15 protein-coding genes are annotated in these 19,784 nt (G+C 68.2%); 4 read left to right on the forward strand and 11 right to left on the reverse strand.

Features of this window, described 5'->3' with window-relative positions; all coding sequences use genetic code 11:
• Positions 1-4: 4 nt before the first annotated feature.
• The 8 genes from ACW9PK_RS03530 to ACW9PK_RS03565 form a co-directional block, all read right to left on the reverse strand.
• Complete coding sequence (locus tag ACW9PK_RS03530) at positions 5-2,122, reverse strand: ABC transporter ATP-binding protein (RefSeq protein ID WP_457016539.1); 2,118 nt, start codon at positions 2,120-2,122, stop codon at positions 5-7.
• Positions 2,119-2,982 carry an ABC transporter permease gene (locus tag ACW9PK_RS03535; protein WP_098055782.1) on the reverse strand — a complete coding sequence of 288 codons (864 nt, stop codon included), beginning with the start codon at positions 2,980-2,982 and terminating at the stop codon, positions 2,119-2,121. The genes ACW9PK_RS03530 and ACW9PK_RS03535 overlap by 4 nt, the downstream gene beginning before the upstream one ends.
• Positions 2,979-3,935 (reverse strand): ABC transporter permease, encoded by a 957-nt coding sequence (locus ACW9PK_RS03540; protein ID WP_368844828.1) that lies wholly within the window; start codon positions 3,933-3,935, stop codon positions 2,979-2,981. The genes ACW9PK_RS03535 and ACW9PK_RS03540 overlap by 4 nt, the downstream gene beginning before the upstream one ends.
• A 4-nt stretch (positions 3,936-3,939) precedes the next feature.
• Positions 3,940-5,547: an ABC transporter substrate-binding protein gene (locus ACW9PK_RS03545; RefSeq protein WP_331253939.1), complete on the reverse strand. Its 1,608-nt coding sequence runs from the start codon at positions 5,545-5,547 to the stop codon at positions 3,940-3,942.
• 436 nt (positions 5,548-5,983) lie between these two features.
• Positions 5,984-6,883, reverse strand: a complete 900-nt coding sequence (locus ACW9PK_RS03550) for a glycerophosphodiester phosphodiesterase family protein (RefSeq protein ID WP_457016543.1) — start codon at positions 6,881-6,883, stop codon at positions 5,984-5,986.
• On the reverse strand, positions 6,876-7,745 hold the full coding sequence (locus ACW9PK_RS03555; RefSeq protein ID WP_167318853.1) for an HAD family hydrolase: 870 nt from the start codon (positions 7,743-7,745) through the stop codon (positions 6,876-6,878). The genes ACW9PK_RS03550 and ACW9PK_RS03555 overlap by 8 nt, the downstream gene beginning before the upstream one ends.
• Positions 7,746-7,748: 3 nt before the next feature.
• Complete coding sequence (locus tag ACW9PK_RS03560) at positions 7,749-8,270, reverse strand: YbhB/YbcL family Raf kinase inhibitor-like protein (RefSeq protein ID WP_457016545.1); 522 nt, start codon at positions 8,268-8,270, stop codon at positions 7,749-7,751.
• Positions 8,271-8,341: 71 nt separating this feature from the next.
• Positions 8,342-9,274: a carbohydrate kinase family protein gene (locus tag ACW9PK_RS03565; protein WP_457016547.1), complete on the reverse strand. Its 933-nt coding sequence runs from the start codon at positions 9,272-9,274 to the stop codon at positions 8,342-8,344.
• A gap of 204 nt (positions 9,275-9,478) precedes the next feature.
• On the opposite strand from ACW9PK_RS03565, the gene ACW9PK_RS03570 reads away from it, so the two are divergent.
• Positions 9,479-10,894 (forward strand): glyceraldehyde-3-phosphate dehydrogenase, encoded by a 1,416-nt coding sequence (locus ACW9PK_RS03570; RefSeq protein ID WP_098055803.1) that lies wholly within the window; start codon positions 9,479-9,481, stop codon positions 10,892-10,894.
• A 92-nt stretch (positions 10,895-10,986) separates the two neighbouring features.
• Here ACW9PK_RS03570 and ACW9PK_RS03575 read toward each other — a convergent pair whose 3' ends face one another.
• From ACW9PK_RS03575 to ACW9PK_RS03585, 3 genes are all read right to left on the reverse strand, one after another.
• Positions 10,987-12,426, reverse strand: a complete 1,440-nt coding sequence (locus ACW9PK_RS03575; protein ID WP_457016550.1) for a M18 family aminopeptidase — start codon at positions 12,424-12,426, stop codon at positions 10,987-10,989.
• Positions 12,416-13,750 (reverse strand): CPBP family intramembrane glutamic endopeptidase, encoded by a 1,335-nt coding sequence (locus ACW9PK_RS03580; RefSeq protein WP_457016552.1) that lies wholly within the window; start codon positions 13,748-13,750, stop codon positions 12,416-12,418. Before ACW9PK_RS03580 ends, ACW9PK_RS03575 begins: the two co-directional genes overlap by 11 nt.
• 218 nt (positions 13,751-13,968) lie before the next feature.
• Positions 13,969-14,703, reverse strand: a complete 735-nt coding sequence (locus ACW9PK_RS03585) for a glutamine amidotransferase (RefSeq protein WP_085108798.1) — start codon at positions 14,701-14,703, stop codon at positions 13,969-13,971.
• Positions 14,704-15,042: 339 nt separating this feature from the next.
• Here ACW9PK_RS03585 and ACW9PK_RS03590 point away from each other — a divergent pair, with 339 nt between their 5' ends.
• The 3 genes from ACW9PK_RS03590 to ACW9PK_RS03600 all read left to right on the forward strand — a co-directional run bounded on the left by ACW9PK_RS03590 (position 15,043) and on the right by ACW9PK_RS03600 (position 19,730).
• A complete protein-coding gene (locus ACW9PK_RS03590; RefSeq protein ID WP_206069149.1) occupies positions 15,043-15,216 on the forward strand; it encodes a hypothetical protein in 174 nt (57 codons plus the stop codon).
• Positions 15,217-15,362: 146 nt separating this feature from the next.
• Positions 15,363-18,101, forward strand: coding sequence for a pyruvate dehydrogenase (acetyl-transferring), homodimeric type (gene aceE, locus ACW9PK_RS03595; RefSeq protein WP_457016555.1), 2,739 nt, complete (start codon positions 15,363-15,365; stop codon positions 18,099-18,101).
• A gap of 294 nt (positions 18,102-18,395) precedes the next feature.
• Positions 18,396-19,730 (forward strand): aminotransferase class V-fold PLP-dependent enzyme, encoded by a 1,335-nt coding sequence (locus ACW9PK_RS03600; protein ID WP_457016557.1) that lies wholly within the window; start codon positions 18,396-18,398, stop codon positions 19,728-19,730.
• Positions 19,731-19,784 lie beyond the last annotated feature (54 nt).

The raw sequence follows: 19,784 nt of genomic DNA on the forward strand, positions 1-19,784 counted from the left end.
CATCTCAGCCCGCGCTCTCGAGGGTGGGTACGTGCTCGAGCAGGGACCGCGTGTACTCGTGCCGAGGGTCGCGCAGCACGGTGTCCGTGGGCCCGTACTCCACGAGCTTCCCGTGCTCGAGCACCGCGAGCCGGTGCGAGATGTGCCGCGCCAGGGCGATGTTGTGGGTCACGAACAGCATGGCCAGCCCGCGCTCGCGCTGGATTTCCCGCAGCAGTTCGATCACGGACGCCTGCACGGACACGTCCAGCGCGGACGTGATCTCGTCGCACACCAACAACGACGGCGCGTTCACGAGCGCCCGCGCCACGGCTGCCCGCTGCCGCTCCCCGCCCGAGAGGTCACCGGGGCGACGGTCGATGTAGCTGCGTCCCAGCCGCACGGCGTCGAGCGCATCCGCCACGGCCGCGCGCCGCTGCGCTCGGGAGAGCTCCCCGTTCATCTCGAGCGGCACCTGCAGCGAGTCACCGATGCTGCGCCGCGGGTTCAGCGATGAGAACGGCGACTGGAACACGTACTGGATCCGCTGCCGCTGCTCCCGGGTGCGCTGGCGCGTCCCGGGCGCGAGCACGCGCCCGTCCAGCAGGACCTGCCCGGTGTAGCGGTCGTTGAGCCCGGCCACACTGCGGGACAGCGTGGTCTTGCCCGAGCCGGACTCCCCGAGCAGCATGGTGGTCCGCCCGGCCGGCAGGTCCATGCTGATTCCGTCCAGGATCACCGCCCGCCCGTACGCCATCCGCAGGCCCCGCACGGCGACCACGGGTTCGACGGAGGCGCGGTCGCCGCCGGCCGCCCCGGGACCGGACGCGGTGGGCACCTCGGAGGCATCCCGCGATGGGTCGGAACCTCCAGCTTCAATGCTCACCCGGGGCTCGACGACGCCGCTCCCGCGCCCCCGCGTCGCCTCCTCACTGCGCGGGGTACTCGCGTCGCGCGACCGGCTCGGCCCGGCGACGTCGTCCCCGCCGCGCCCGTCTTCCCGACCGAGGCCGTCGTCCCACGGCGCACGCACCGAGTGGACGGGTGCCACCGAGGGACCGCCGCCCATCTCGCGGGCGCCCGCCATGTCAGGAACCGCGTCCAGCAGCGTGCGCGTGTAGGGGTGTTCCGGGTGGTGCAGCACCTGCCGGGCCGAGCCCCGCTCCACGATGGTGCCGCGGAGCATGACCGCGACGTCGTCCGCGACCTGCGCCACGACCGCGAGGTCGTGCGTGATGTAGAGCCCCGCGACGTCGTGCTTGGTGGTCAGCTCGTACACGGTCTTCAGCACGAGGTCCTGCGTGGCGACGTCCAGACCCGTGGTGGGTTCGTCCAGGATGATGACCGCGGGGCGGCACGCGAACGCCATCGCGATCCCGATCCGCTGCTGCTGCCCACCGGAGAGCTCGTGCGGGAACCGGCGCTGGTACGCGCGATCGCTCGGCAGACCCACCTCGGTGAGCACCTCGGCCACGCGGGCGTCACGCACACGGGCATCGCGGCCGAACTCGTGGGCGCGCAGCACCTCCGCGATCTGCTCACCCACACGCAGGGACCCGTTGAGCGACAGCGCGGGGTCCTGAGGCACGTACGCGATCGTCCCGCCCCGCAACCCGCGCGTCCGGCGTTCGGTGAGCGTCAGCAGGTCCACGGCCTCGGGGTGGAAGCGGGACGCGCCCGCGTGCAGTTCCACGGTGCCGCGGCGCAGTTCCAGCCCGGCGCGCAGGTGGTTCATGCACGCGAGCGCCGCGGTGGTCTTGCCGGAGCCGGACTCCCCCACGAGCGCGAGGATCCGCCCGGGGTGCAGCCGGAAGCTCACGTCGTCCAGGATGAGCTCGCCGCCAGTGACCCCCACACTCAGGTGGGACACCGTGATCGCGGTGTCCACGCTCGCGCGGGGCACCACGGTGCGGGGGACGCCGCCGCCGCGGTCGTCGGCGCGTCGGTTCGTCGTGGCGGAAGTGGGGCCCCGACCCGTCGTGTGCGGGAAGTTGTCCCGGCCTACAGTGGGGCGGGCGTTACCGCCGCCCGTTGAGTCCGGAGCATTGCGTGGGGCGTTGGCACCGGAGGCGTTGTGCGGGCCGTCGGCACCGGACGCGTTGGCTCGAGCCGCGGCGCGGGCCTTCTGTTCCGAGCGTCTCATCGAGTTCCCTTCCCAGTGGTGCGCACGCGGCCCGCGGAGGCGCCGGCCACGGCGTCGGCGATCAGGTTGGTCCCCACCGTGAGCACGGCGATCGCGATGACCGGCAGGATCACACCCCACGGTTGCAAGGACAGCGCGATCCGGTTCTCGTTGATCATGAGGCCCCAGTCCGGGGTGGGCGGTTGCATCCCGAGCCCCAGGAAGGACAGGGAGGCCACCGCGCCGATCGAGTAGGTCAGCCGCAGTCCTACCTCCACCATGAGCGGGCCCATGATGTTGGGCACCACGTCCCGGCCCAGGATCTTCCACTGGGGGACGCCGTACATCTGGGAGGCCAGGACGTAGTCCTCGGCCACGACCCCGGCGGTCGCAGCGCGGATCACGCGCGCCACCCGGGGAGCGTGGGTCACGCCGATCACGAGTACCAGCACCCAGCCCTGCGGACCTAGGACGGTCACGGCCAGCAGCGCGAAGACCAGCTGCGGGATGGCGAGCAACACGTCCCCGCAGCGCATGATCACCGAGTCCAACCACCCGCCGCGCAGCGCGGCGAGCATCCCCAGGACGGCGCCCAGGCCCACGCCCACGACGGTCGCGAGCGCGGAGTACAGCAGCAATCGCCAGCCACCGGCCAGGAACCGGGAGAGCACGTCACGGCCCAGGTTGTCGGTGCCGAAGACGCCGGTCTGAAACGGTTTGCCCGCAAACGAGTTGGTGCCGTACCCGGTCCACGCGGGCACGGCCAGCGGCCCCAGCACGGCGAGGAGCAGCACGATGGCGGTGAGCACGATGCCGAGTTTCGCGGCCGGTTGCCGCAGTACACGGCGCGTGAACGACTCCGAGGTTCTCTGCGCGCTCATGAGCGGGACTCCGTACGCAGTTTCGGGTTCGCGAGGATCCCGACCACGTCGGCGAGCAGGTTCACGATCACGTAGAACGCCGCGATGATCATGGACAGCGCCTGTACCACCTGGACGTCACGTGTGTTCACGGCGTCCACCATGGCCTGACCGAGACCGGGATAGCGGAAGAGGAACTCCACGACCACGATGCCCCCGGCCAGCCACGCGAGCTGCATCGCGACCACCTGGGCCACCGGCCCGATGGCGTGCGGGAGGGCATGTTTGAAGATCACCTGGCGTTCGGGCAGCCCCTTGAGCCGGGCCATCTCCACGTACCCGGAGTCCAGAACGTCCGCCATGGTGGTGCGGGTCATGCGGATCATGTAGGGCACCACCACCAGGATCAGGGTCAGGGTGGGCAGGATCAGTTGCAGCGGGTAGTCCCACACACGCGTGCCCGGCGCGGCCATCGTGACCGAGGGCAGCAAGCGGAACACGGTCGTGGACAACAGCGTGGTCAGCGCCACGCCGATCACGAACTCGGGCAGCGCCGCCAGCACGAGCGAGATCCCCGTGAGCCCCTGATCCGCTGCGCGGCCCCGGCGCATCGCGGACCACGTGCCGAGCATGAGCCCCACGGGAATGGCGATCACGGCCGCGATGGCCATGAGCACCACAGACGCGGAGACCTTGCTCGCGAGCAAAGCGTTGACGGAACCGCCCGTGGCGGCCGACGTCCCCAGGTCCCCCACGAGCAGACCGCCCACCCACGAGAGGTAGCGCTCGTACCACGGGGCGTTGAGGTCCAGTTGTTCGCGCAGAGCGGCAAGCCGTTCGGGTGTGGCCTGCTGGCCCAGGATCGCCTGGGCCGGGTCACCAGGCAGCAACAGGGTAAAGAAGAAGACCAGAAGGGACACGGCCAGGAGCACGAAGACCGAGATGCCCAGCCGTTTCAGGATCATGGCGGCCACGCGATCACTTCCCTTCCCGGTCGATCCAGAGGGTGCGCAGCTGGAACCCGCTCACGGGCATCCCCGCGCGGTGCTCGGAACCGCCGCCCACGTAATTCTGGTACGCGTCCGCCTGGTTGAAGAACCCCCACACGATGTACCCGCCGGCGTCGTACAACCGCTTCTGGGCCCGCGCCACGAGGTCGTGCCGCGCGTCGTCGTCGAGCGTGGCCCGGGCCTTCTCGTACAGCGCAATGAACTCGGGATCCGCCCAGTGCGTCTCGTTGAACGGGGACGCCGGCAGGGTCCCGTTTGCGGTCTGGGGCAGGAAGCTGCGGGTGTACCAGAAGTCCTGGGAGAAGGGGTATTGCAGATAGCCGTCCCCGAAGAACGTGGTGGTGTCCACGCGGCGCAGGTTCACGGTGATCCCGGCCTCAGATGCCTGCTCAGCGAAGACCTGGGCGGCCTCCACCGCGCCGGACTGGATGGGTGCCGTCACGAGTTCCACCTCGAGCCCGTCCGGGTGACCCGCTTGCGTGAGCAGGTCCCGGGCCCGGGCCACGTCCCTCGTGCGCTGCTCGAGCCGCGGTGTCCCCGGGTCGAACGGAGCGTACATGTCATTGCCCACCGTGCCGTGCCCCGAAAAGACCTGCTCGACCATTTGTTCCCGGTCCACCACGAGGCGGAACGCCTCCCGCACGCGGGCGTCGTCGAACGGTGCTGTGTCCACGCGCATGGTGAACGGCAGCCAGTTACCGGTCTCGGAGACCACGGTGTACAGCCGCGGGTCCGTGTTGACTACGTCGATCAGGGACAACGGCAACTGCCCCACGACGTCCACCTGGGTGGAGAGCAGGGCGTTGACCAGCGCGTCCTGGTCGTTGAAGTTCACCAGGTGGACCTCATCCACGAACGGTGGTTCCCGCCAGTAGTCCCGGTTGGCCTCGAGCACCGTGAGTTGACCGGGTTCGAACGTGCCCAGCCGGAACGGGCCGGTGCCCACGGGTGCGGCGGGATCGTAGTCCACCGGCACGATCCCCATGGAGTACTGCGCGGTCGAGTCCACGAACATGGCATCCGGTTCCGACAGTTCGAAGCGCACCGTGTGATCGTTCACCGCCACGGTGCGCCGCAACAGGGCCAGCCCGGACGCGCCCGTCTTGGGGTCCTTCGGGTCGGTGACCCGGTCGTATGTGGCCACGACGTCCCGCGCGGTGAACGGACGCCCGTCGTGGAATACCACGCCCTTGCGCAGCCGCACGAGCCACTCGCGCCCGCCGTCCTGCGGCGTGGCCGACTCGGCGAGCACGGGCACGGGGACGTAGTCGGCGTCGAACTCGTAGAGCCCGTCGTAGAGGTTGATCACGCGCCCGGCATCCGCGGTGCCCACCGGGACGTGGGCGTCCACGCTGTCGGACGCACCGCCGCCCGTGAGACCCACACGCAAGATGCCCCCGCGCTGCGGTGCGCCCGTGGCGCGGATCGCCGCCGCGCCCGGCTGCTCGCCCGCAGCGCAGCCGGCCAGGGCGAACGACGCCGCCGCGGCGCCCAGTCCCATGAACCCGCGCCGGGAGAACGCGCCGTACCGCGCGGATCCACCACCGGGACCCCGCGCCGCAGGGACCCCGGCCACCGGGGCCGACGGCGGGCAATCGGGTGGAGGTAACTCGGACGGTGCGGTGCGGGGTGGACGGAGTGACGGTCGTGGGTTCATGGTTCCTCGCAGGGGTGAACGATCCCGGGCACGCAACAGGGCGGCGACGAGCGTGACGCTCGGAGGGTGTCGCGGGACGCGCGACACCGATTGAGGGGCGAGCTTCGTCCAGCTACGGGATCTTGCTCAGGCGGGGGGCCATGATCCGGCGCCCGGCCGGCACGCATTGCGATGTCAGATGACGCAGCACGGACTTGCGGAACAGAGCGGACATGTTGGACGTGCGTCGCATACTTCCTCCCTGTGATCGAGGCCGACGGGTCGGTTCACCCGGCGGGAACGGCCCACCGGTGCTCTGGATCACATTCAACCTACCCCGGAACGGCGCACAAGGGTGCGCGATCCGGGGTAGGTGTCACAGTGGGTCGGGCGGCCATTGACCCCGGCATTGCAGGACGTCCTTGAGCAGATCGGCCCGATCCGTGATCAGCCCGTCCACCCCCATGTCCAGCAGGCGCTTCATGTCCGCGGGGTCGTTGACGGTCCACACCTGCACCGACAGCCCCGTGCGGTGGGCCAGGTCCAGGAACGCGGGCGTGACGATCCGCAGGGTCAACCGGTGCCCCCCGGGCAAACGCACCGGGTGCTGTTCGGGCAATTGGAGGGTGTCGAACGGTGCCACGAGGCGCGACCACGCCGCGATGTGCGCCCGCCACAGCGCGGGCGCGATCTTCCGGGACACCCGGTCGGTCAGGGGTGCCACGACGGACACGGCCAGGAATCCCGCGGTGCCCAGGGTCCCGGCCGAGGACCGGACCCGTTCACCGGTGAGCCGGGTGATCCCGGCGAGCGCGCGGCGTCGTCGTGATTCGGAGAAGGACGTGACGCGCAACCGGTGCGCGGCGTGCTCGCGCGCCACGACCCCGGGCAGGGCGGCGACGGACGCCTCGTCCTTGACGTCGATGTTCAGGCACGCCTCGGGCAGCGCCCGCAGCAGCTCGGTGAGCGTGGGGATCTCCTCGGTGCCGCCGATGCGCACTTCCCGCAGTTGCTCCCACGTGAGGTCGTTGACGTTGCCGCTCGTGCCCGTGACGCGCTCCAACGTGGGGTCGTGGAATGCCACGACCACGCCGTCCAGGGTCGTGTGCACGTCTGTCTCGAGCCACACGAAACCGAGCTCCGCGGCGGCCCGGAACGCGGCCAGCGTGTTCTCGTGACCGTCCGGGGAGAACCCACGGTGGGCGAGCGCGGCGGGGTGCCGCCGTGCACCGGGGTCCTGGCGGGCGGCCGGAACGGAACGGGACGACTCAGACATGGCGACCCTCCCGGGCCACGGGAACGATGTGTTCGTGCTCCAGGTAGGCCTCGATCACCTGCGCTACGCCGTCCTCGGTGAACGCCGGTGCGGTGCGTCCCACCGTGGCGACCACATGCGGGTGCCCGTCCGCCATGGCGTAGCCGCGCTCGGCCCACGTGAGCATCTCAAGGTCGTTGGGCATGTCCCCGAAGGCCATGACCTCCCGGTGGGAGATGCCGTGCTCCGCGGCGAAGTGTTCGAGCGTGCGGGCCTTGGTGAGCCCGCGCTGCCCCATTTCCACGAGGGGTGCGGCGGCCACCGAATGCGTCACGGACAACCGCCCCGCCACGATCTCACGGACGTGCTCGAAGTATCGATTGGGATCGGCGCCGTCCAGCTTGGCCAACAGCTTGACCACCTCGGTGCCGGGCGCGAGTGACTCCTTCACGGGCGCTTCGGTGATGTGGCGGATCTCCATACGGTCCGTACGGGACCAACCGTGATCCGTGTAGACGCGCTCCAGGGTCTCCGCGGCGAACAGAGAATCCGGGAACTCGCGGGCCACGTCCGCCATGACGGGCAGGGCCTCGCTCACGTCGAACAGGCTCGCCTCCAGGACACGCTCCGCGCCGGGATCGTAGATCACCGCCCCGTTGGAGCAGATCACGACCCCCACGTCATCGAGTTGTTCGTGCAGGGGGTCCAACCACCGCATGGGACGCCCGGTCACGAAGACCACGTGAATCCCGGCGTCCCGCGCGGCGGTGATCGCGGCGACGGTGCGCGGCCGGAACCGGAAGTCACGGCCCAGCACTGTCCCGTCCAGGTCACTCGCGATGAGCCGGACGGGTGGCTGGTCCGCGGCGTGTTCCGGCGCCACGGGTTACTTCACTTCGTAGACGGGCGTGAGGAACGCGCGTCCCAGGGCGTGCGAGAACAGGTTGAAGTTGACCATTGCGGGGCTCGCGGACTCGTCCACCTCGAGCTCGGGAACGTCCACGGCCGTGACGCAGACGATGTAGCGGTGCGGGCCGTGGCCCTCGGGGGGTGCGGCGCCCAGGTATTCGTCCGTGCCGCCGTCGTTGCGGTGCTTCACGGCGCCCTCGGGCGGGTTCGACGCCGCCCCGGTCGCCAGTTCGGTGACGTCCGCCGGGATGTTGGACAGGCACCAGTGCCAGAACCCGCTGGGGGTGGGGGCATCCGGGTCGAACATCGTGACCACGTAGGAACGGGTGCCCTCCGGGGCACCGCTCCACGACAGCTGCGGGGAGACGTCCCCTCCCCCGGCGCCCATGATCCCGGAGACCTGGGGCGTGTTCATGCTCTCGCCCTCGGCCACGTCCGTGGACGTCACTGTGAACGTGGGCAGTTCGGGCAGATCGGCGTAGGGGTGACGGTCGTACATGGGAGCGTTCCTTTCCTCGTTACGGTCATGACATAGCTGGGGGCCTCGCACGGCCACGGGAAAGCGGCGGATCAGGCGTGGTCGATCAGGTCCGAGCGCGTGGGCAGATCCGCGCCGGAGCGCGAGACCGTGACCCCGGCAGCGGCCGCGGCGTGGCGCAACAGCTCCGTGAGTTGCGCGCTGTCCAACTCGTCGAGGGCGCTCGCCGCAGTGGGGCCCAAGATGTTCCGGTCCGCGAGTCCCGAGAGCAGGGCCGCCATGAAGGAGTCACCCGCGCCCACGGTGTCCGCGACGGTGACCCGGGCGGCGGGGACCTCCACGCCATCGCGTCCGGTGCCGCGACTGACAGCCCACGGCCCCATGACCCCGCGGGTCACGACCACAAGCCGTGCTCCGGCCTTGAGCCACGCACGCGCGGAGTCCTCGATGCTGCGGTGCGGGTAGAGCCACAACAGGTCCTCGTCGGAGGCCTTGACCACGTGGGACAGCGCCACGATCTTCTCCGCGCGGGCGCGCGCGTCCGAGGAGTCCGGGATGATGGACGGGCGGCAATTGGGGTCGTAGGAGATCAATGCGTGGCCGCGAGCGCGTTCGAGTGCCTGGCCCACCACGGTGGCGCCGGGTTCCAGCATGGCCCCGATGGATCCGGCGTGCAGGGCGTCGGTGTCCCGCAGGAGCTCGTCGATCCGCTCCGGGGAGACGTCCAGGGACCAGTCGAGTTGGAAGTCGTAGCTCGCGGCACCGGTCTCATCCAGGGTCGCCTGGGCCACGGAGGTGGGCAGGGCGTCCGCGTCGAACGGCAACCGCACCCCGTTGCCCGTGAGGTGATCGGCCACCTGACGGCCGTACTCGTCCCGGCCGTAGCGGCCCAGGAACTGGACGTCGTGACCCAGCCGGGCCAGTCCCACGGCCACGTTCATGGGGCTGCCACCCACGTGGGCCCGGGGTTCTTCACCCTCGCGGGACACCACGTCCACGAGGGCTTCACCGATCACCGTCAACATGACCCCACGTTAGCAAAGCGTGCGGAGAGTCACCGGGGTTGTCACGACGCCGCACGGGCGGGAGAAGACCCCCGTGCACCGTAAACTTGGGGCCACGACGAGCAGCGCCGCTCCCACGCGCGCCATCACTCGAGTCAGCGCACCGCCGCGCGACCCCCAACACGGCCCTCACGACGACGTCCGGGCCGAGGAAGAAGGATGCTCATGAGCGCCACGTGGTCCGAACGAGAAGCCCTTGCCGAGCAGCTGGTCCCCCTGGTGGGTCAGCTGCACCGCGGCAACAAGGTGGTCACCACGGTGTTCGGCCGTTCCCTGGTCCACAAGTCCGTCACGGAGATCATCAAGGTCCACCGCTTCACGCGCCGCATCCTGGGCGAGGAAATGCCCATCGACAAGACCCTCGAGATCGTCCACACGCTGGGCGAGCTCAACCTCGGCGTGTGCAACGTGGACGTGGCCAAGCTCTACCAGGGCTACACCGTGGCCGGCAGCGGTGACCTGCAGGCGTACCTGCGCGAGGCCCTTGCTCCCGCCGTGGACCAGCGCGGGCGCAACGAACCCGGGTCCCGCGACGTCGTGCTCTACGGCTTCGGGCGCATCGGGCGTCTGCTCGCGCGCATCCTGCTCAACCGCAACGACGGCACCGGACTGAACCTGCGCGCCGTGGTGGTGCGCCGCAAGCCCGGCAACGACCTCGTCAAGCGCGCCTCGCTGCTGCGCCGCGACTCGGTGCACGGCCCCTTCAACGGGACCATCACCGTGGACGAGGACAAGAACGTGATCACCGCCAACGGTGTGCCGATCCAATTCATCTACGCCAACTCCCCGGCGGAGATCGACTACACCGAGTACGGGATCGACAACGCCCTGGTCGTGGACAACACCGGCGTGTGGCGTGACGAGGAAGGCCTCTCCCAGCACCTGCAGTCCAAGGGTGTGGGCAAGGTCCTGCTGACGGCCCCCGGTAAGGGCGACATGAAGAACATCGTGTGCGGCGTGAACGACAAGGACATCTCCCCGGAGGACACCATCCTCTCCGCGGCGTCCTGCACTACGAACGCCATCACACCCGTGATCAAGGTCCTCAACGACGAGTACGGGATCATCCAGGGTCACGTGGAGACCGTGCACTCCTACACCAACGACCAGAACCTGATCGACAACTGGCACAAGGGTGACCGCCGCGGCCGTTCCGCCGCCCTGAACATGGTCATCACCGAGACCGGTGCCGCCAAGGCCGTGGCCAAGGCGCTGCCCGTGATGAAGGGCAAGCTCACCGGTAACGCGATCCGCGTCCCCACCCCGGACGTGTCCATGGCGATCCTCAACCTGCAGTTGGAGAACGCCCCGGAGTCCAAGGACCAGATCAACGAGTTCCTCAAGGACATCTCGCTGAACTCGCCGCTGCGCAAGCAGATCGACTACGTGGACTCCCCGGACGTGGTCTCCACGGACCTCGTGGGCTCCCGCCGCGCCGGCGTGGTGGACGGACTCGCGACCATCGTGAACAACAACTCCGTGGTGCTCTACGTCTGGTACGACAACGAGTTCGGTTACTCGTGCCAGGTGGTGCGCGTGATGGCCCGCATGGCGGACATCTCTATGCTCCAACTCCCGTAAGGATCACGGTCCCGCGCGCCGCTGGTGCGCTCGACGACGACGCCGCCCCGGCCACCTTCCGCGTGAAGGTCGCCGGGGCGGCGTCATTGCGCTCACGGGCGCCAGAACGCCGCGACCGCCCCGTGCAGGGCGTACAGGTCCCCGGTGTGCACGAGTTCGCGCGCCGAGTGCATGGACAGCAGCCCCACGCCCACGTCCAGCGTGCGGATGCCCAGGCGGGTCGCGGTGATGGGTCCGATGGTCGATCCGCACGGCACGGTGTTGTTGGAGACGAACTCCTGGTAGGTCACTCCGGCGCGTTCGCACACCCGGGCCCACTCGGCCGCACCCGTGGCATCGGTCGTGTAACGCTGCTGCGCGTTGATCTTGAGCAGCGGCCCTCCCCCGGGTTCGGGGGTGTTCACGGGATCGTGGTGGCCCTGGTAGTTGGGGTGCACCAGGTGCCCCGCGTCCGAGGACAAGCACACGGAGGCCGCGAGCGAGCGCCGATAATCGTCCGTGGTCTCGCCCCGCGCGGCGCTGATGCGCACGAGCACGTCCTCGAGGAACGGGCCGGCGGCGCCCGAACGGGTGGCCGAACCGACCTCCTCGTGGTCGAACGCGGCGAGCACGCTCACGTGCTCCGCGCTCTCGAGGTCGTGGGCGTGTCCGATCAGGGCGCGCAGGCCCGCGAACACGGAGGTCAGGTTGTCCAGACGGCCGCTCGCGAGCAGCGTGCGCTGCGCGCCGATGAGTTCCGGGGCCTGGGAGTCCGCCACGACGATGTCGTAGCCGAGGATGTCCGAAGCCGTGATCGATTCGGCCACCGCTCCGTCGCCGGCCGCGGCACTCGGCGCACCCGTCACGGTCGTCCGGCTCATTTTGCGCGACTCGTTCGCGGCATCCGCGAGCACGGTCAGGACGTCCGCGTCCTGGGCCTGCCCCACGCCCCACACGGGTTGCACGTGGCGCTGCTTGTCGAGCGTGAGACCCTCGTTCGCGCTGCGGTCCAGGTGGATCGCCAACTGCGGGATCCGGGCCACGGGGTCGGTCGCGGTGAGGACCTGCCGGGTCCCGCCGTCACGGCCACGCACCACGAGCCGACCGGCGAAGCGCAGGTCCCGGTCCAGCCACGAGTTCAACAGCGGACCGCCGTAGATCTCCACGCCGGCCTGGTACCACCGGTGCGTCACGGTGGTGGGGCGGGGCTTGAGCTTGAACCCCGGCGAATCGGTGTGGGCCCCCAGGATCCGGTACCCCGCACCCGGCACGGCACCGGACGGGAGTACCCAGGCGATCAAGGCGCCGTCGCGCACGGTGTAGTAGCCACCCGCGGACAACTCCGACCACGGCCGGGTCTCGTCCAGGGCGGTGAACCCCGCGGCGTCGAGCGCAGCGGCCGCCGTGGCCACGGCGTGGAACGAGCTGGGCGAGGCCGTGACGTACTCGCCCAGTGCACGCGCGAAGCCGGCCTCGGGTGTTCCGGGGCCGGGCTCCGGCGTTCCGTTCGCGGGGTCGGCCGGGGTGGTGGATTCGTGCGAGCTATCCGTCATGACGCCCAGTGTAGGTGGGGGTGTTGTCGCGCTCGCCCGGGCCGGCGGGCGGGGGCGTCGTACCGCGCGGAAGCGGCGTCGTCGTACCGTGCGGGTCGGGGCCGTGGACCCGGGGGCCGCTTTCGTCCGAGGTACTGCCCGAGGGCTCGCCCAGCGCCACGGGGGCGTCGTCGTGCCCCGCGTGCGCGCCGTGGGCGGTACGAGTGTCCAGCAGACCCACGTAGCGGCCCTGCCCGTCCCGCACGGAGTACGGACCGTACTGCGGCGGCAGGACCAGGTAGCGCTGCGTGGCCGGGTCCAGGACGTAGGCCGCCAGGCCCGAGGCGTCCGCGGCCAACCGAGGGGGCCGGTGGCCGAGCTCGGGCAGCCGGGCCGGTTGCGGGGGTGGCGGCAGGACGATCGTGCGGGTCACGGCCACGGACCGGTTGCGGCGCACGAGCCAGAACACGAGTGCCACGTAACCACCGTTGATCAGCGCCACCGCGATCAGGTCCGTGGGCGCCCCGGAGGTGTCGTTCATGTCCGTGAGCCCCACCATGGCCATGAGGGACACCGTCATGTTGTTCACGGCGTGCAGTGCGATCGCCGCTTCCAGACCACCGGTGCGCCACGTGATGATGCCCATGGCCACGGCCATGATCCCCACCGAGGCCTGACCCCAGATGTCGTACGCGTGACCGAGCACGAACAGCGGCACCGGGAGCAGGATGGCCCACGCGGGGTGCTTGAGCCACCGGCCGATGGTCTGGGCCAGGTAGCCGCGGAACACGACCTCCTCCGCCGCGCATTGCAGGGGCACCACGAAGATCACCGAGGCCATGAGCCACCAGAAACCGGGGGCCGGTTGCAAGGACACGGGCCTGCCGCCCGCGGCGAGTTCCAGACCCACGGCGATCGCGTTGATCAGGGCGTAGATCGCGACCGCCGCCACGAAGCACGTGAACAGCCACTTCCACCGGATCCGCCCGGTCACGGAGAAGATCAACCCCAGGGGACGCGGGCCCAGTACCAGCCGGGCCAGCAGGGCGCTCGGGAGCATGAGGACCACGGAGCCGAAGAGGATGAAGAACACCACCGGATCCAGCTGATCCATGGCCAGGATGTCTCCTTCGATCCGTCCCGGGGCCGCGAAGACCATGATCAGGAAGAACCCGATGGTCAGGAGCAGGAGCACGGCCAGCAGGATGAGCCCCTCCACGAGCGGCATCCACCAGCGGTGCCGGGGATCCGCGTGCGCCAGGCGGTGGTAGAAGAGGGTGCAGGTCCGGGGCGGCTCCTGGACGGGGGGCGACGGACGGGACCACGGGGCGCTGGCGTGACTCATGACTCCACGGTAGCCGTCACGGGTGACGCTCAGGGCCCTCTGTGCAGGGCGCTGGCCGTGAATCCGGGGTGGCTCCGACGGGGAACCGGCGAATTCCGACCGCGGTATGAGATGCCAGCCCGGGGCGGATCCGCCCGATGGTACCGGAAGTCCCGGGTGGTCCGCCCCCCGGGGCGTTGACGACCGGGCTCGTGATCAGACGCCTCGACCCGGGCGGGTCAACGCCGGTAACGCTCCACGAACGCCCGTAGGATCCGCGGGGCCTGGTCCACGGCGGGGCCGTTGACCACCCGGTCGATCACGGTGTCTGTGTCCTCGGGCCGGAAGTACCCCAAGTCCTTGTACGCGCGCACGCGGCTCACGAGCCCCTCGGGGTCCAGTTCGGGGTGGAACTGGGTGGCGTAGAGGTTGTTCTTGATCCGGTACATCTGCACGTGGCACGCGGTCCCGGTGGCGAGCAGCACCGCGTTGGGCGGCAGCACACGGGTGCCCTCCTTGTGCCCCACGTACGCGCTGAACTCGCGGGGCAGTTGCACGAGTAGGGGATCCCGAGCCCCCTCGTCGGTCACGCTCACGGTGATGGGACCCACGTCCTCGTGGCACGACCGGTCCACCTTGGCCCCCTGGTGGATCCCCAGGGTGCCCACGCCGTAGCACGCGCCGAGGAACGGGAAGTCTCGGGCCACGACGTCGTCCAGCAGGGCGCTGATCCAGGTCTCAGCGACGCGCTGCGCCCTAGACTTCTCCTCCGGCGGGTCCGAGGAGTTGAACGGCGACCCGCCCACGATGATCCCGCTGTACCTGTCCAGGTCCAGCGCGGGCCACTCACCGGACTCCAGACGGATGCGTTCGAGTTGGTCCTCTTCGAGGCCCCCGAAGTGGGCCACGGCCCGGTATTCCTCGTCCGCGAGGACGTTGTCATCACGGGTGGCCAGCAGCACGAACGGTTTCATGGCTTACACCTATGTCATGGGGGCCTCGGGATGCAAACTGCCCGGGGACGAGGCCGCTTTCCGACGCTTCGATGACACCCGTGGAAGAGTCCGGCGGTTACTCGGAAGAAACGTGGTTCCACTCGGTGACTTACCCCGTGTGACCCAGTTCGCTGTTCCTAAATGAAATTTAGATTTCACATCACAAAATATTTGAGGATGGATCGTGGATTTAACCGAGTTCAACAGCCTCGATCGTGAAGCCGCCGTCGCGGCCGTAGGACCGGCCCTGGACGTCCAGCACTGGATCGAGGAACTCGTGTCCGGGCGCCCGTACGGGTCGAGGCCCCGCCGCGCTTCGTGCCCATCGCATCCATCGAGCACCTCCAGAATCACCTGCGGGAAGGTGACACCGTCAAGGATGGTAAGCTCGTGGACTCCGAGAGCAACGAGATCCCGTGCATTATCGCATCCGGTGAAGTGGTCCCGGCGCCCCTGGACTCCAAGAAGTCCGGGACCGCGGGCGAGCACTGATTTCCCGCCGCCAACCGTGTCCTCACGCGGTGAGCGGAAGGACACGGTTCGCACATATCCTTCACGTGCGGTGGCCGGACCCCCACCCGGGGACCGACAACCGCACGGTCAGAACTGCCCCGCCTCTCATGGCAGGAGAACAACACATGCAGCCTTCAAGCAATCACCACATTTTGAGTGGGTTGACGAATAATCTTCAGGACGCTGATGTTCAGGAGACGCAGGAGTGGATCGAGTCGTTTGACGCGTTGATCCAGGCGCAGGGTACCGCGCGGGCGCAGTACGTGATGCGGGCGTTGTTGCAGCACGCGGGCACGCATTCGGTGGGTGTGCCGATGGTGACGACCTCGGATTATGTGAACACGATCCCGGTGGATCAAGAACCCGAGTTCCCCGGTGATGAGGAGATCGAGCGCCGCTACCGGGCTTTCCTGCGCTGGAACGCGGCGGTGATGGTCCACCGCGCTCAACGCCCGGAAGTCTCTGTTGGCGGGCATATCTCCTCGTACGCGGGGGTGGCGACGTTGTATGAGGTGGGGTTGAACCACTTCTTCCGCGGACCTGGTCATCCCGGGGGCGGGGATCAGGTGTTCTTCCAGGGTCATTCCTCCCCCGGTAACTACGCCCGCGCTTACCTCGAGGGCCGGCTCACGGAGGAGCAGTTGGATGGGTTCCGGCAGGAGAAGACCCACGCCCCCAACGGGTTGCCCTCGTACCCGCATCCGCGGTGTTTACCGGATTTCTGGCAGTTCCCCACCGTGTCGATGGGGATCGGGCCGATGAACGCGATCTACCAGGCCCAGTTCAACCGGTACCTGCACAACCGTGGTATCAAGGACACCTCGGACCAGCACGTGTGGGCGTTTTTGGGCGACGGGGAGATGGATGAACCCGAATCCCGTGGTGTGCTGCAGTTAGCGGCGAATGAGAAGTTGGACAACCTCACCTTCGTGATCAACTGCAACTTGCAACGCTTGGATGGTCCGGTACGCGGGAACGGGAAGATCATCCAGGAGCTGGAAGCGTTCTTCCGCGGTGCGGGGTGGAATGTGATCAAGGTCGTGTGGGGCCGGGAATGGGACGCCCTACTGGAAGCGGATCACACCGGGGAGCTGGTGCGGATCATGAACGAGACCCTGGACGGGGACTACCAGACCTTCAAAGCCGAATCCGGTGGGTTCGTCCGCGATCACTTCTTCGCCCGCTCCGCAGCCACCAAAGAACTGGTGGCCGATTACACGGATGAGCAGATCTGGAACCTCAAGCGCGGCGCCCATGACTACCGCAAGGTGTACGCGGCGTACAAGGCGGCGGTGGAACACACCGGCCAGCCCACGGTGATCCTGGCCCAAGGCGTCAAGGGCTACGGGTTGGGTCCGCACTTCGAGGCCCGTAACGCCACCCACCAGATGAAAAAACTCACCCTCGAAGACCTCAAGGCCTTCCGGGATCACTTACGGATCCCGATCAGTGATGAGCAACTGGACTCGGATCTCTACAACGCCCCCTACTACCACCCCGGACCCGACTCCCCCGAAATCAAGTATTTGTTGGAACGCCGTCAGGAGTTGGGTGGGTTCCTCCCGGATCGCCCCCACACCCAGCAGGCGCTCACCTTGCCCTCGGACAAAGCCTTCGCTTCGGGGAAGAAGGGCTCGGGCAAACAACTGGCGGCCACGACCATGGCGTTCGTGCGGATCCTCAAAGACCTGATGCGGGAGAAGGACTTCGGGCACCGCATCGTACCCATCGTCCCGGACGAGGCCAGAACGTTTGGGATGGACTCCTTCTTCCCGACCGCGAAGATCTATAACCCCAACGGGCAGAACTACCTCTCCGTGGACCGCGAACTGATGCTCGCGTACAAGGAATCCGCCCAGGGTGTGATCCTGCACCCGGGGATCAACGAGGCCGGGGCCACCGCTGCGTTCACCGCCGCGGGCACCTCCTACGCCACCCACGGTGAAACCATGATCCCGGTGTACATCTTCTACTCCATGTTCGGGTTCCAACGCACCGGGGATGAGTTCTGGGCAGCAGCCGATCAGATGGCCCGCGGGTTCGTGATCGGCGCCACCGCCGGGCGTACCACACTCACCGGTGAGGGCCTGCAACACGCTGACGGGCACTCCCCGATCCTGGCTTCGACCAACCCCGCGGTGATCCACTACGACCCCGCCTACGGGTACGAGATCGCCCACATCGTCAAACGCGGGATCGAACACATGTACGGGCACGCGGATGAGGATCACAACGTGATGTACTACCTCACCGTCTACAACGAACCCATCCACCAACCCGCCGAACCCGAAGACGTCGATGTGGACGGGATCCTCAACGGTATCTACCTGCTCAAACCCGCCACCAACGAAGGCCCGCGCGCCCAGTTGCTGGCCTCCGGGGTCGGGGTGCCCTGGGCGTTAGAAGCCCAACGGATCCTCGCCGAGGAATGGTCGGTCTCCGCCGACGTGTGGTCGGTGACCTCGTGGACGAACCTACGCCGGGATGCTCACGCCGCCGAACATGAGGCGTTCCTCAACCCCGGTGAAGGAGCCCGCACCCCCTACATCACCCAAGCACTAGCAGGGGCAACGGGACCGGTGATCGCTACCAGTGATTACACCTCGGCCCTACCGGACTCCGTGCGTCAGTACGTACCCAACGACTGGGCCTCGTTGGGCGCTGACGGATTCGGGTTCGCTGACACCCGCGCCGGAGCACGCCGGTACTTCACCATCGATGCGCACTCAATGGTCGTACGCACCCTGGAAATGCTGGCCAAACGCGGAGAGATCGACTGGTCCGCCCCCACAGAAGCCATCACCCGCTACGACCTCACCAACCCCGCCGCCGGCACCAGCGGTAACACCGGAGGCGACGCCTAACCCACCAACCCACCACCACGACGCCCCCACACCGCGCGGCACAGTGACGTACCGCCGCGCGTTCACCGTGCCCGGGCCGTGATGGGCCGGCGAGAAGCACCCCGTATGACTGCCCGATGAGTCGATTGGTTCGACGACGCAGCCCGCAGGCTAGGGCCCCGCCCGCGTGGCACCGTGATGCGCAGCCGAATTTCATCTGCGGATCGTCCATTGGAAATTTTCAGTTTGACTAGTGGCGATGTCCGGGATCCAGGCTGTGGTGCACATCAGCACACTTCCGGGGGCCTGCACATCATGGAACTCAATCGCCGAAATCTGGTCGCGGGAACAGCAAGCCTGGGCGCGCTGGCGGCGGGCGGCCTCGTCACCTCCCCCGCCCACGCCCACCAGGGTGGGCGCCATGGTCGAGACCCCTCCGGACTGCCCACTGCACCGCGGACCCCCGCAGGCCGCCTGGCCCGTGACGAGAAGTACTGGCGCACCGTCGCACGGCATTTCCGCATGGACATGCCCGTCACCAACTTCGAGAACGGGTACTTCGGAGCGAACCCTCAGAACGTACGAGATGCCTATGCCCACGCCAACCGGACCATCCAGGAACAGAACTCTTGGTTCCTCCGCAACGCGTACGAGGAGCGCATCACAGATGTGCGGGCTCGACTGGCGGAAGCTGTCGGGTGCTCCGTGGAGGAAATCGCCATCACGCGCGGCGCTACGGAGGCGCTACAGGCCCTGATCGGTGGCTACAACAAGCTGAAGCCCGGTGACGCCGTGGCCTACGCCGATCTCGACTACGACTCCATGCAGTACGCCATGAAGTGGCTCAAGGACCGCCGCGGGGTGGACGTGATCGCCACCGCGATCCCGGAACCCGCGACGTACCAGAACGTGATCGATCATTACACCAAGCTGCTCCGGGACAATCCGCGGATCACATTGCTCCTACTGACCCATATCTCCCACCGCACGGGCCTCAAGCTGCCAATCGCGGAGATCAGCCGGATGGCCGCGCAGCACGGGGTCGACACAATCGTGGATGCCGCGCACTCGTGGGGCCATGTGGATTTCAGCGTCAGGGATCTCGAGAGCCCCTTCGTGGGGTTCAATCTGCACAAGTGGATCGGCGCACCGCTGGGCTGCGGCTTTCTCTACATCAAGAAGGATCGCCTTCCCGATATCGATCGTCACTTTGCGGACGAGGACCACGACGCCGATGACGTGCGATCACGGATTCACACGGGAACCGCCAATTCGGCCAACTACCTGGCGGTCCCGGCGGCTCTGGACTTCCACCGAGCCGTGGGAGCCGCCAACAAGTTCGCGCGCCTGCAGTACCTGCGTGATCGCTGGGTGCACCAGGTCTTGGACGTGTCCAATCTGACCATCATGACTCCGGAGGATCGGCGCATGTACGGCGCACTGACGTCCTTCCGGATCGACGGGAACACGACCCGGGAACGCAGCGTGGCCATCACGGACTACCTCACCAGGACGTGGGGGATATTCACGGTGCGTCGCGGCGGTGTGACGAACGGCGAGGTCATTCGTGTGACCCCCGCCCTGTACAACACACCGCAGGACAGCGACCGCTTGGCGCGGGCATTGAGGGCTGCCGCCAGGCGGTTCTGAAGCCCGTGGACCAAACGGTACCGGGACCGACGCGGCGTCGAGACTCGGACGAAG

Source organism: Kocuria sp. MNB10, from assembly GCF_054073685.1.